Origin of the sequence: Herbaspirillum sp. AP02, assembly GCF_015767275.1 — a bacterium.
In the GTDB taxonomy this organism is placed as follows: Bacteria; Pseudomonadota; Gammaproteobacteria; order Burkholderiales; family Burkholderiaceae_D; genus Herbaspirillum.
Genome location: NZ_JADWMY010000005.1, coordinates 130,672 through 144,118, shown reverse-complemented (window position 1 = coordinate 144,118; position 13,447 = coordinate 130,672). Strand labels below are relative to the sequence as shown.

At 62.2% G+C, this 13,447-nt stretch carries 11 protein-coding genes; 8 read left to right on the top strand and 3 right to left on the bottom strand.

Going from position 1 to position 13,447, the window contains the following annotated elements:
- Nucleotides 1-184 precede the first annotated feature (184 nt).
- Nucleotides 185-1,912 carry a proline--tRNA ligase gene (locus tag I5R65_RS12530; protein ID WP_180667946.1) on the top strand — a complete coding sequence of 576 codons (1,728 nt, stop codon included), beginning with the start codon at nucleotides 185-187 and terminating at the stop codon, nucleotides 1,910-1,912.
- A 92-nt stretch (nucleotides 1,913-2,004) separates the two neighbouring features.
- On the opposite strand, the gene I5R65_RS12525 is transcribed toward I5R65_RS12530, so the two are convergent.
- The 3 genes from I5R65_RS12525 to ffh form a co-directional block, all read right to left on the bottom strand.
- Nucleotides 2,005-2,412 (bottom strand): hypothetical protein, encoded by a 408-nt coding sequence (locus I5R65_RS12525; protein WP_180667944.1) that lies wholly within the window; start codon nucleotides 2,410-2,412, stop codon nucleotides 2,005-2,007.
- Nucleotides 2,413-2,749: 337 nt separating this feature from the next.
- Nucleotides 2,750-3,241 (bottom strand): SWIB/MDM2 domain-containing protein, encoded by a 492-nt coding sequence (locus tag I5R65_RS12520; protein WP_180667943.1) that lies wholly within the window; start codon nucleotides 3,239-3,241, stop codon nucleotides 2,750-2,752.
- 425 nt (nucleotides 3,242-3,666) lie between these two features.
- The gene (gene ffh / locus I5R65_RS12515; RefSeq protein WP_180667941.1) at nucleotides 3,667-5,037 is read right to left on the bottom strand and encodes a signal recognition particle protein; all 1,371 of its coding nucleotides are present in this window, start codon (nucleotides 5,035-5,037) and stop codon (nucleotides 3,667-3,669) included.
- A 334-nt stretch (nucleotides 5,038-5,371) separates the two neighbouring features.
- Here ffh and I5R65_RS12510 point away from each other — a divergent pair, with 334 nt between their 5' ends.
- The 7 genes from I5R65_RS12510 (at nucleotide 5,372) to I5R65_RS12480 (ending at nucleotide 13,229) form a co-directional block, all read left to right on the top strand.
- Entirely contained in the window at nucleotides 5,372-6,331 is a 960-nt protein-coding gene (locus I5R65_RS12510; RefSeq protein ID WP_180667940.1) for an ABC transporter substrate-binding protein, read from the top strand.
- 15 nt (nucleotides 6,332-6,346) lie between these two features.
- Nucleotides 6,347-7,168, top strand: coding sequence for an ABC transporter permease (locus tag I5R65_RS12505; protein ID WP_180667938.1), 822 nt, complete (start codon nucleotides 6,347-6,349; stop codon nucleotides 7,166-7,168).
- Nucleotide 7,169: 1 nt separating this feature from the next.
- On the top strand, nucleotides 7,170-7,979 hold the full coding sequence (locus I5R65_RS12500; RefSeq protein ID WP_180667936.1) for an ABC transporter ATP-binding protein: 810 nt from the start codon (nucleotides 7,170-7,172) through the stop codon (nucleotides 7,977-7,979).
- A gap of 129 nt (nucleotides 7,980-8,108) precedes the next feature.
- The gene (locus I5R65_RS12495) at nucleotides 8,109-8,921 is read left to right on the top strand and encodes an inner membrane protein YpjD (protein ID WP_180667935.1); all 813 of its coding nucleotides are present in this window, start codon (nucleotides 8,109-8,111) and stop codon (nucleotides 8,919-8,921) included.
- Nucleotides 8,918-9,208, top strand: coding sequence for a PP0621 family protein (locus I5R65_RS12490; protein WP_180667928.1), 291 nt, complete (start codon nucleotides 8,918-8,920; stop codon nucleotides 9,206-9,208). The genes I5R65_RS12495 and I5R65_RS12490 overlap by 4 nt, the downstream gene beginning before the upstream one ends.
- 3 nt (nucleotides 9,209-9,211) lie before the next feature.
- Complete coding sequence (ampD, locus tag I5R65_RS12485) at nucleotides 9,212-9,853, top strand: 1,6-anhydro-N-acetylmuramyl-L-alanine amidase AmpD (protein ID WP_180667926.1); 642 nt, start codon at nucleotides 9,212-9,214, stop codon at nucleotides 9,851-9,853.
- A 391-nt stretch (nucleotides 9,854-10,244) separates the two neighbouring features.
- Nucleotides 10,245-13,229, top strand: a complete 2,985-nt coding sequence (locus I5R65_RS12480; protein ID WP_180667924.1) for a ribonucleoside-diphosphate reductase subunit alpha — start codon at nucleotides 10,245-10,247, stop codon at nucleotides 13,227-13,229.
- Nucleotides 13,230-13,447: the final 218 nt, after the last annotated feature.

Below are 13,447 nucleotides of genomic sequence, written 5' to 3'. Positions count from 1 at the left end.
GGCTCATGCGACTGCGGGCGCGCGGATGGAAATCGGCGCGCCAGGCGTGTCAGGAGCAATCACATCGATGCACGGATGTCATTGAAACTAGGAGCAAATCTGCAAAGAAAGGGCGCATCAGCCAGCTAATCCTTTAAAATTAGAACGATTATAACCCTCCTCTTTTTAAAAAGAACCGACCGTCATGCGCGCCTCACGTTTTTTTATTTCCACCCTGAAAGAAGCCCCTTCCGACGCTGAAATCGTCAGCCACAAGCTGATGATGCGGGCCGGGATGATCAAGCGTCTGGGCGCCGGCATCTACACCTACATGCCGATGGGGTTGCGCGTGATCCGCAAGGTCGAGGCCATCGTGCGCGAGGAAATGAACCGTGCCGGCGCCGTCGAGCTGTTGATGCCGGTGGTGCAGCCGGCCGAGCTGTGGCAGGAGACCGGGCGCTGGAACAAGATGGGCGCCGAGCTCATGCGCGTGAAGGATCGCCATGGGCGCGACTTCGCCATCCAGCCGACCTCCGAGGAAGTGGTCACCGATGTGGCGCGCTCCGAACTGCGCAGCTACAAGCAGTTGCCGGTGAACTTCTATCACATCCAGACCAAGTTCCGCGACGAGCGTCGTCCGCGCTTCGGCCTGATGCGCGGTCGCGAATTCACCATGAAGGATGCCTACTCCTTCGACCGCGACATCGACGGCCTGAAGAAGTCCTACCAGGCCATGTATGACGCCTACGTACGCATCTTCACCCGTTTCGGACTGCAGTTCCGCGCGGTGGCGGCCGACAACGGTGCCATCGGTGGTTCCGGTTCGCATGAGTTCCATGTGATCGCCGCCACCGGCGAAGACGCGCTGGTCTACTGCCCCACCTCCGACTACGCCGCCAATATGGAAGCGGCCGAAGCCCTGCCGGTGGACAGCGCCCGTGGTGCCGCTACCCAGGCGCTGGAAAAGACCGCCACGCCAGGCAGGTCCAAGTGCGAGGCGGTTGCCGAGTTGCTGGGCCTGCCGCTGGCGCGCACCGTCAAGTCCATCGTCCTGGCCGTAGACAACGATGATCCGGCCAAGAAGGAAATCTGGCTGCTGCTGCTGCGTGGCGACCACGAGCTCAACGAAGTGAAGGCCAGCAAGATCCCCGGTCTGGCCACCTATCGTTTCGCCAACGAAGCCGAGATCGTCGAATGGTTCGGCACGCCCCCGGGCTACCTGGGCCCGATCGGTACCAAGAAGCCGGTCAAGGTCGTGGCCGACCGCACCGTCGCCAACATGGCCGACTTCGTCTGTGGCGCCAATGAAGCCGACTTCCACTACGCCGGCGCCAACTGGGGCCGTGACCTGCCCGAGCCGGTGGTGGCCGATATCCGCAACGTGGTCGAAGGCGACGCTTCACCGGATGGTCAGGGTGTACTGGCAATCCAGCGCGGCATCGAAGTGGGTCACGTGTTCCAGCTGGGCACTACCTATTCCGAGGCGATGAAGGCGACCTATCTGGATGAGGCCGGCAAGCCGCAACCGCTGGTGATGGGCTGCTACGGCATCGGCGTAACGCGTATCCTGGGCGCTGCGATCGAGCAGAACTTCGACGACCGCGGCATCATCTGGCCGACTTCGATTGCGCCCTTCGAGGTCGTGCTCTGTCCGATGGGTTATGACCGCAGCGAAGCGGTCAAGACCGAGATCGACAAGCTGTATACGCAATTGACCGACGCGGGCGTGGATGTGGTGCTGGATGACCGCGGCGAACGCCCGGGCGCGATGTTCGCCGACTGGGAGCTGATCGGTGTGCCACATCGTATCGTCGTCGGTGACCGTGGCCTCAAGGATGGCAACATCGAATACCAGGGCCGTCGCGACAGCGAAGCTACCCAGGTGCCGCTGGCCGATGCGCTGGCCTTCATCCAGGGCAAGCTGGCAGCCTGAGCCACCCTGGCGCAGCGGTGAGGCAGTAATGAAAAAGGCGGACGCCATGGCGTCCGCCTTTATTTTGGTTGATGACCACCCGCAGTGTGGTCTTACTTTGCCGGAACGATGGTCACGGTCTCGCGCAGGATGCCGCCGTCGGCAACGCTACCATCGATACGACCCTGGCCATTGACGCGCTTTTCGCAATCGATGCGATCCGATTGCGGCAGGCCTTCGCAGCGGCGCAGCGCGTTTTCCTTCAACTGGGTGGCGCCCGGATCAGTCAGAGTGCCGCGCGCAGCGGCCTGTTGCGCGGCTCCCGCTTCACGCAGGCAGGTAGCGCGGTCTTCGGTGGCGCTGCCGCTCTTGCAGGCAGCGATCTGTTGCTGGTACTCCGAATTGCCCGCCTTGCCGGCAGCCAATACATGCGCGGCACTACCGAGGGCGGCCAGGCCGATCACGAGTGCGCTGGCCGAGCGCACGACCTGGTGACGCAGGCTGGGAGATTGGTTTGGCATGGTCATTTCCTTTCTCTTGGTATTGAGCTTCCAGGCTCATCAGTGGATGGCATGTTGATAGACCCGGCGTTAGCTGTTCAGTTCTGCAGGATCGAAGGCGACGGTACACAAGCTTGCTTGCCAGGCGCACCCTTGTAGAACAAGCATCCTACGAAAACCAGGCCAGGGCCACCATCAGAAAAGGTCGCCAACGGGCGTCGGAAAAGCGGAAAGGGCTTCAATGGAAACCAGCTTTGGAGCGCGGCTGCGGCGTCCTGAAACATCCAGAAACAAAAACGCCCGCATGTTTTCTGCGGGCGTTTTTGTTTGCAAGTCGCTTGCAAACCGCGGGCGTCGATCAGCTCAGGTGAGCCGAGATCAGCTTGGTCATTTCGAACATCGTGACTTGCTTCTTGCCACCGAAGATCGCCTTGAGCTTGTCATCAGCATCGATGTTGCGCTTGTTCTCGGCGTTCTGCAGCTTGTTCTTCTTGATGTATTCCCACACCTTCTTGGTGACTTCCGTGCGTGGCAACGGCTTGGCGCCGACCACTTCGCCCAGTGCTGCCGACGGCGTCAGCGGCTTCATGAAAGCGGCGTTGGGAGTACGTTTTGCAACGGGCTTCTTGGCGGCGGGCTTGGCTGTCGGCTTTGCTGCGGCTTTCTTGGGTGCAGCTTTCGGAGCGGCCTTTGCTGCAGGCTTGGCGGCGGGTTTGGCCGCTGCCTTCGGAGCCGCCTTGGCTGCTGCCTTCGGAGCTGCGGTTTTCGCTGCAGGCTTTGCAGCCGCCTTGGCGGCGGGTTTTGCTGCTGGCTTCTTTACTGCGGCTGCTGCTTTTTTTGCTGTGGCCATCTGAAAGACTCCTCACAAGAATGAGATGAATGCGTCAATTTACGCACCGCTAATAGTGGTGCTCTTTGCACGGCCATGCAAGTATTTTTTGGCAGATTTCCAGATGAAATAACCAGGAAACAACGAGCCGCCCCGATCCGACGTCAAGCCGCGCCGGTAAAGGGATCGCGGCGAATCCAGAGAGGCCGCCAAAGGACCCGTTGCATCAGGTTTGCAAGGCCGCCCGGAAGATGAAAAAAGGACATGATCGCAGCCTCCGGCGATGGCCTCAGGCAGTGATCCGGAAGGGGAGGAATGCGGCGGGGAGGCGAGCAGGAAGGCGAGGGGAACAGCGGGGAATAGCGGAGAACAGCGGGAAAGATCGTGCAGCGGTTGCGTGGTGCCGGCCGCAAAGCCAGCACCAGAAGGGTTTTCCGGCGATCCGGTCAGCGCATGCCGCCGGGCAGCATGCCCTTCATGCCGCGCATCATCTTCATCATGCCGCCACCCTTGAGCTTCTTCATCATCGATTGCATCTGCTCGAACTGCGACAGCATGCGATTGACTTCCTGCACCTGCACACCCGCGCCGGCGGCGATGCGGCGCTTGCGGGTGGCCTTGATCAGTTCCGGCTTGGCGCGTTCCTGGGGGGTCATGGCGTTGATGATGCCTTCCATGCGACGCACCTGCTTCTCGGCCTGGTCCATGTTGGCGTTGCCGGCGGCGGCCTGCATCTGCGCCGGCAGCTTGTCCAGCAGGCTGGTGAGCCCACCCATCTTCTTCATCTGCGACAGCTGGGCCTTGAAGTCATTGAGGTCGAACTTGCCGCCGCCCTTGATCTTGTTGGCCAGGCCTTCGGCGGCCGCCATGTCCACGCCCTTGCGGGCTTCCTCGACCAGGGCCAGGATGTCGCCCATGCCCAGGATGCGGTTGGCCATGCGCGAGGGGTCGAAGGCCTCCAGGCCGTCCAGCTTTTCGGCCACGCCGGCGAACTTGATGGGCTTGCCGGTGATGTGGCGCACCGACAGCGCCGCACCACCGCGGGAATCACCATCCAGCTTGGTCAGCACGATGCCGGTCAGGGGCAGGGCGTCACTGAAGGCCTTGGCGGTGTTGATGGCATCCTGGCCCAGCATGGCGTCGACCACGAACAGGGTTTCGATGGGCTTGATGGCGGCGTGCACGGCGCGGATTTCGTCCATCATGGCCTGGTCGATACCCAGGCGGCCGGCGGTGTCCACGATCAGCACTTCGTGGTGGTGCTTCTTGGCATAGTCCAGCGCGGCCAGGGCGATATCGACCGGCTTGTCGGTCGGCTGGCTGGGGAAGAAGTCGGCGCCGGCCTGGCCGGTCACGGTCTGCAGCTGGCCGATGGCGGCCGGACGATAGACGTCGGCCGATACCGTCAACACCTTTTTCTTGGTGGTCTCGCGCAGGTACTTGGCCAGCTTGCCGACGGTGGTGGTTTTACCGGCACCCTGCAGGCCGGCCATCAGGATGATAGCCGGCGGCTGGGTGGCGAAGTTCAGTTGCGAGGCTTCCGGGCCCAGATCGGCACCCATCAGGCTGGCCAGTTCGCGCTGTACCACGCCCACCAGGGCCTGGCCGGGGGTCAGCGAGCCGATGACTTCCTCGCCCAGGGCTTTTTCCTTCACCTTGGCGATGAACTCGCGCACGGCCGGCAGGGCCACGTCGGCCTCCAGCAGGGCCAGGCGCACTTCGCGCAGCATCTCGGCGGTATTGGATTCGGTCAGTCGCGCCTCGCCGCGCATGGTTTTGACGACTTTGGCGAGGCGTTGGGTCAGGTTGTCTAGCATGGTGATATCTGCAAATGAGTGGATGGCCGCGGGCCAGGACTTGAGCGGCAAGGTGGCGCCGCAGGCGACGGGCAATCCTGCATTTTAACCGAAGAGCCCTACCGCGCCCGCGTCTGCAAGCCCGCCTGCAGGGCCAGATGGGGCCGCTACGTAAAATTAACAGCTTGTACAGCCCGCGCTCTTTGTGTATACATGGGCGCTGAATTTCCGAGCACAAATAATAATCAAGGCCAGCCGCCACGCAGCGGCGGCCAACGCCATCGAGACAGCCGGCCCTGCACTGCCGCCGCCGGCCTGCCGTATCAATAACGATACACACAAGAGGAGAGTGGAAATGCACAAGAAATTGATCGCCCTGGCCCTGCTGGCAAGCGCCGGCTTCGCGACCGCCAGCCATGCCGCAGACGACGTGATCCGCCTGGGCAACCTGAAGTTCGCCCATTATGGTGCGGTGTCCTACATCAAGGAGATTGCGCCCAAATGCGGCATCAAGGTCGATGAAAAGGTCTTCGCCAAGGGCCCCGACGTGATGCAGGGTATCCTGGCCGGCGAGCTGGACGTGGGTACCACTGCCTCGGAGGCTGCCATCTCGGGTCGCGCCAACGGCGCACCGATCTACGTGGTGGCCGGCTTCGCCAAGGGGGGCGCACGCCTGGTGGCCGGCAAGGATTCGAACATCAAGTCGGTCAAGGACCTGAAGGGCAAGAAGGTCGGCGTGACCCGGGGCGGCATCCACGAAGTACTGCTGGACGCCGAACTGGGCCAGAACGGCCTGACTCCCAAGGACGTGACCATCGTCTACCTGGCCTTCGCCGACCTCAACCAGGCGCTTCTGGGCAAGAACATCGACGCCATGATGCAGAGCGAGCCGCAATCCTCGCAGGCCATCAACAAGGGGTTTGGCGTGGAAGTGATGAAGCCCTATGACACCCCGATCGGCGAACCCTACCGCACCATGGTGATGACCGAGAAGTTCTACACCGAGAAGCGCCCGCTGGCCGAGAAGTTCATGCGCTGCTTCCTGGAAGCGACCAAGACCTTCATCGACAAGCCGGAAGTGGCCGAGAAGTACGTGCGTGAAGTGATCTTCAAGAACCAGATCAGCAAGGAAGACTTCTACGACGCCATCGGCAATTCGCCCTACGCCTACGACATTACCGTCGAGCACGTGCAGGTCACCACCGACACCATGGCCAAGTACGGCACCGGCAAGATGGCCAAGCCGCCCGTGGCCAAGGATTGGGTGAAGACCGATCTGCTGGAGCAGGCCAAGAAGAGCATGAACCTCAAGTAAGAAGGGGAATCCTGCATGGCAAAGAACAAGAATGGCAGCTTCCTCCAGGGGCTGCTGGTGCCGCTGGTGGTGATCGCGCTGTGGGAAGGCGCCTCCCGCGCTGGCTGGATCAATCCGCAGATCCTGCCCTCGCCCTGGGCGGTGCTCAAGAAGTGGGGCGAATACGCCTCGCCGTTGAAGCCCTATGACCCCGAGGCCGGCAGCTGGCTGGCCTGGGTGTTCTCGGGGGAACTGGTGATGGACGCCATCGGCAGTCTCTACCGCGTGGTGGCGGGTTTCCTGATCGGTGCCGGCCTGGCCTTGCCGCTGGGCCTGCTGATGGGATCGAGCCAGCGTATCTATGGCCTGATGAACCTGACCGTCCAGGTGATCCGCCCGATTCCGCCGATTGCCTATATCCCGCTGGCCATCCTGTGGTTCGGGCTGGGCAATCCCCCGGCACTGTTCCTGATCTCGCTGGGCGCTTTCTTCCCGGTGCTGATGAACACCATCGCCGGGGTGCGCCAGGTCGACAGCATCTACCTGCGTGCGGCGCGCAACCTGGGCGCCAGCCAGTCCACGTTGTTCTTGCGGGTAATGCTGCCGGCGTCGGTGCCTTACATCCTCTCGGGCGTGCGCATCGGCATCGGCACGGCTTTCATCGTGGTGATCGTGGCCGAGATGATCGCGGTCAGCAATGGCCTGGGTTTCCGCATCATGGAGGCGCGCGAGTATTTCTGGTCCGACAAGATCATCGCCGGCATGATCACCATCGGCCTTCTGGGCCTGGCCATCGACCTGGGCATGAGCCGCCTCAACAATTACATGCTGCGCTGGCATCGCGGGCTGGAGAACTGACATGAACCAAGCCAATTCTTCGCCCCGCATCCGCGTGCAGGGCGTACACAAGGTCTTCAAGGCCGATGACCGCGAGGTGGTCGCCTTGAAGGACATCAACCTGGACATCCCCGACGGCCAGTTCGTCTGCCTGCTGGGGCCGTCCGGCTGCGGCAAGTCCACGTTGCTGAATGCCATCGCCGGCTTCGCACTGCCTTCCACCGGGGAAATCCTCACCGATGGCAAGGTGGTGAGCGAACCGGGACCGGATCGCGGCATGGTATTTCAGGAATATGCGCTCTTCCCCTGGATGACGGTGGAGCAGAACGTCGCCTTCGGCCTGGAAATCAAGGGAACGCCCAAGGCCGAGATCGTCCAGCGCGTGACCCAGTTGCTGGACAAGCTGGGCCTGATCGACTTCCGCACCCGTTTTCCCAAGGACCTGTCGGGCGGGATGCGCCAGCGGGTGGCGATCGCCCGGGTGCTGGCGCTGGATTCGCCCATCATGCTCATGGATGAGCCCTTTGGCGCCCTGGATGCCCTGACCCGTCGCAACCTGCAGGACGAATTGCTGCGCATCTGGGACGAGTTCAGGAAGACCATCGTCTTCGTGACCCACAGCATCGAGGAAGCGATCTACCTGGCTGACCGTATCGTCGTCATGACCTACCGCCCCGGTACCGTCAAGCGTGACATGCTGGTGAATCTGCCGCGCCTGCGCGATCCGGCCGACCCCGAATTCAATGCCTTGAAGCGGGAGCTGGGTCAGTTGGTGATGGAAGAGCAGCAACGTCATCACAATGCAGAGATGAAGGCTGCTGCGGTCGACTGATCGATGGTCGCGGTAGGTGGTCCGGACACGGCAGGCCAGTCCTGCCGTGTCGCATTTGCAGGTGCGTCTGTGCAGTTGGTCTGACCGTGCGCAACCGGGCCGTTGGCCGAGATAGTGTAAACTTGGGCGATGCAAACTTATTTTTTCATCCTGGCTGCGCTGCTCTATCTGGCATGCGCCTTCATGCCCTCGCAACGGCGCATGCCGATTTCGCTGGGCATCGTGGTCGGCTGGATGCTGCATGGGGGAGCCCTGCTGTCGGATATGTTCGCGCCCGACGCCGTGCGGGTGGGTTTTGCGGTCATGCTCTCGTCCACGCTGTGGATTTCGGTGGCCGCCTACTGGCTGGAAAATCGCAATTTCTCGCTCGACAGCATGCGGGTCCTGGTGCTGCCCGTGGCGGCACTGTCGGTGATCCTGCCCAGCGTCTTTCCCGGCAACCTGGTGGCGTTGACGGGCAAGTCGGACTGGTTCCTGGCGCATATCGCCATCTCCATCCTGGCCTACAGTACCCTGACCATTGCTGCCTTCCATGCGGTGCTGATGGTGTTGCAGGAGTCGCGTCTGCATACCCGCCCCGGTCCGACGGCCCAGGCCAGCTGGTTCGGCCTGGCACTGGACCGGCTGCCGGCGCTGTTGACGATGGAAAAATTGCTGTTCCGCCTGATTGCCTTCGGTTTTGCGTTACTGACGCTGACTGTACTGTCGGGCGTCGTCTTTTCCGAGCAGTTGTTCGGGACACCCTTCCGCTGGGACCACAAGACGGTCTTCACGATGCTGTCCTGGCTGCTGTTCGGCCTGCTCCTGGCCGGCCGACGCTGGCAGGGATGGCGGGGGCGGACCGCGCTCAGCTTCACGCTGGCCGGGTTCGCCATTCTTTTATTGGCTTATGTGGGCAGCCGGTTCGTGCTTGAAGTCGTGCTGCATCGGGTACTGACATGAAATATCTGATCTGGCTGGTCGTGTTGCTGGCCGTGGTGGTGTGGTTCCAGCGCGCCAAGAAATCCATGCTGGCCGGCAATGACGCGGCCGCTGAGGGGGAGGCGGCTGCAGAACCCGGTATGCCCCGTCCCAAGCCCTCGCGTTTCCGGCGTCGTACCGACAGCAATGTCGAGACCATGGTCCAGTGCGCCCATTGCGGCATCCACTTCCCCGCCTCCGAAGCGGTGGTGCATGCCTCCGGTGCCTATTACTGCTCGGAAGAGCACCGCCGCCTGGCCTCCTTCTGAATCATGAGCGCGCCCATCATCGAGGCTGGTGCCGGGGACATCGACGACGAGGGCTGGTACCAGCCGGCCCGCCGCGAGCCCTCGCCCAACTGCGATGAGCGCCCGGCGGGAGCGGTGACGGACCTGCTGGTAATTCATAACATCAGCCTGCCGCCCGGCCAGTTCGGCGGTCCCTATATAGCAGACCTGTTCTGCAACCGCCTCGACTTCGATGCCCATCCCTATTTCGAGCAGTTGCGACCGCTACGGGTCTCGGCCCATTTCCTGATCCGCCGCGATGGCGAGGTCGTGCAGTTCGTCCCGGCGCACCGGCGGGCCTGGCACGCCGGGGTGTCGGTATTCGACGGCCGCGAGCGCTGCAACGATTTTTCCATCGGCATCGAACTGGAAGGGACCGACGTCGAGCCCTTCGCTGAAGCCCAGTATTCGGCGCTGGTTCGCCTGTCCCAGGCCCTGGTGGCACGCTATGGCCTCACCGCCGTAGTCGGTCACGAACACATCGCGCCGGTGCGCAAGACCGATCCCGGTCCCTGTTTCGACTGGGACCGCTATCGGGAGGAAATGGTGAAAATCATTAACGGGGCGCAATTGCGCTTCCCTCTTGGGCTACACAAAAGTCAAGCTTTCACGGACGAAAAATTCTAGAAATAGCGGTTGCATCATCAAAGTGGCGCCACTAGAATTAGTCTCAATCGATGTTTTGATACTAGATGTAGTGTTCTGGTGAACTTATTTTTGTACAAGGGTCTTCATCCACAGACGACCCGTTTCGGCAGTGCTTCAGAAGGTGAAAGACCCGTGAGGCAGTAACCAAGTACGACAACGCCCGCGGTTCATCCTTCTTTTATTCCGACGTTCCACTCATCAGGTTCAAGCAGTTCTTGCCTCAGCATGAATATCTCCGCAAGGGATAGTCATTGTGCGGCGCTTCTGTCGTTCTCCAATCCCCCGCAGGTCGGGATTGATTAGATTAGTTTAGTTATGAGCAACGCAGGCGATCACCCCGTTCGTCTGCTCCATGTATCCAGGAGGCTAAGTGCGCTCAACCCAAGAAATTTCCGTCAAATCGCCTGCTCCGTTTGGCGTCTCCGCCGAGCTGGAAGGTTCCGCTGAAAGCCAGACCATCGTGTCCCAGACCGCTGGCCTGAGCGAATACCGCATCATCCGCCGCAACGGCGCCGTGGTCGGTTTCGAGCCCTCCAAGATTTCCATCGCCGTGACCAAGGCCTTCCTGGCCGTCAACGGTGGCCAGGGCGCGGCCTCGGCGCGCGTGCGCGAGATGGTCGAGCAACTGACTGCCAACGTGGTGTCGGCGCTGGTGCGTCGCCAGCCCACCGGCGGCACTTTCCATATCGAAGACATCCAGGACCAGGTCGAGCTGGCCCTGATGCGCTCGGGCGAGCATGATGTGGCCCGCGCCTACGTGCTGTACCGTGCCAAGCGCATGGAAGAGCGCGCCCAGCAGGGTGCCGCCACCAAGACCGAAGTGGCCGCACCGCAACTGCACGTGACCGAAGACGGCCAGAGCCGCCCGCTGGACATCGCCGAAGTGCGCGCCCTGATCGACGCCGCCTGCGTCGGCCTGGACGGTCATGTCGATGCTGATGCCATCCTGGCCGAGACCGTCAAGAACCTGTACGACGGTGTGCCCGTCGAAGAGCTGTACAAGTCCGCCATCCTGGCTGCCCGCGCGCTGATGGAAAAGGACCCTGCCTACAGCCAGGTGACTTCGCGTCTGCTGATGCACACCATCCGCAAGGAAGTCTTCGGCAAGGAAGTGGCCCAGGCTGATGCGCCGGCCGAGTATCTGGAATACTTCCCGCAATACGTCAAAAAGGGTATCGACGCCGAGCTGCTCGACACCAAGCTGGCCCAGTTCGACCTGGCCAAGCTGGCGGCCGCCATCAAGCCCGAGCGCGACCTGCAGTTCGGCTACATCGGCCTGCAGACCCTGTACGACCGCTACTTCCTGCACATCAGCGGCACCCGCATCGAAATGCCGCAGGCTTTCTACATGCGCGTGGCGATGGGCCTGGCCTTGAACGAGATCGACCGCGAAGCCCGCGCCATCGAGTTCTACGACCTGCTGTCGTCCTTCGACTTCATGAGCTCGACCCCGACCCTGTTCAACTCGGGGACCCTGCGCTCGCAGCTGTCCTCGTGCTACCTGACGACCGTGGCCGACGACCTCGACGGCATCTACGAAGCCATCAAGGAAAACGCCCTGCTGGCCAAGTTCGCCGGCGGCCTGGGCAATGACTGGACCCCGGTGCGCGCCCTGGGCGCCCACATCAAGGGCACCAACGGCAAGTCGCAAGGCGTGGTCCCGTTCCTGAAAGTGGTCAACGACACCGCCGTGGCAGTCAACCAGGGCGGCAAGCGCAAGGGCGCGGTCTGCGCCTACCTGGAAACCTGGCACATGGACATCGAGGAATTCCTCGAACTGCGCAAGAACACCGGCGATGATCGCCGCCGTACCCATGACATGAACACCGCGAACTGGATTCCCGACCTGTTCATGAAGCGCGTGATGGAAAAGGGTGAGTGGACCCTGTTCTCGCCCTCCGACACCCCGGACCTGCACGACAAGTTCGGCCGTGCCTTCGAAGAGGCCTACACCGGCTACGAAGCCAAGGCGGCCCGCGGCGAGCTGAAGCTGTTCAAGAAGGTGCAAGCCAACGACCTGTGGCGCAAGATGCTGTCGATGCTCTTCGAGACCGGCCACCCGTGGATCACCTTCAAGGATCCCTGCAACATCCGTTCGCCCCAGCAACACGTGGGCGTGGTCCACAGCTCCAACCTGTGCACCGAGATCACCCTGAACACCAACGAAAGCGAAATCGCAGTGTGCAACCTGGGCTCGGTGAACCTGCCGGCGCACCTGGTCAATGGCGAGCTGGACCATGCCAAGCTGCAAAAGACCGTCCGCACCGCCATGCGCATGCTGGACAACGTCATCGACATCAACTACTACGCCGTCAAGAAGGCCCGTGACTCCAACCTGCGTCACCGTCCGGTCGGCATGGGCATCATGGGCTTCCAGGACTGCCTGCACGTCAAGCGCGTGCCGTACGCCTCGATGGACGCCGTCGAATTCGCCGACCGCTCCATGGAAGCCGTCTGCTACTACGCCTACATGGCGTCGACCGAACTGGCCGAAGAGCGCGGCCGTTACGCCTCCTACCGCGGTTCGCTGTGGGATCGCGGCATCCTGCCCCAGGATTCCCTGAAGCTGCTGGCGCAAGAACGCGGCGGCTATCTGGAAACCGACACCAGCGAGACCCTGGACTGGGCCGCCCTGCGTGCACGCATCGCCGAACACGGCATGCGCAACTCGAACTGCGTGGCCATTGCGCCGACGGCGACCATCTCCAACATCATCGGCGTGTCGGCCTGCATCGAGCCGACCTACCAGAACCTGTACGTGAAGTCGAACCTGTCGGGCGAATTCACCGAGATCAACGAGTACCTGGTGCGCGACCTGAAGGCCCGCGGCCTGTGGGACGAAGTGATGGTCGCCGACCTCAAGTATTTCGACGGTAGCCTGGCCAAGATCGACCGCATCCCGCAAGACCTGCGCGACATCTACGCCACCGCCTTCGAAGTGGATCCGTCCTGGCTGGTGGAAGCCGCCTCGCGTCGCCAGAAGTGGATCGACCAGGCCCAGTCGCTGAACATCTACATGGCCGGTGCCTCCGGCAAGCGTCTGGACGAGACCTACAAGCTGGCCTGGCTGCGCGGCCTGAAGACCACCTACTACCTGCGCACCATCGGCGCCACCCACACCGAGAAGTCGACTTCCCGTGCGGGTGCTCTCAATGCGGTGGGAGTCGATGGCGGTGTCGGCAACATGGCGTCGGCCTCGGGCAATGCGGTTCCGGCCGCACCCATCGCCTCGGCTGCGTCTGCTTCCGCAGCCTATGTGATGCCGAACCCTGGTGCTTCCATCGAAGCCGACGGTCCGGTCTGCACCATGCGTCCGGGCGATGCCGGCTTCGAAGAGTGCGAGGCCTGCCAGTAAGCAGCAATCCGGGTGGGGGCGGGATGGCCTGCCGATGAGGATGATCAAGGTCATCCGAGATGCCGGCAGCTACACTGTCCCCAGCCCCACCCAACCTAGTCGGCGCATCGCGGTGAACTTCACCGGATGCGCCGTTGTCACCTGATAGATACCCGGAACTCCGCCATGCCCAGGTCACCGACCTGGTGGCGGCTACCGACAAAGTAAAAGAGGAACCA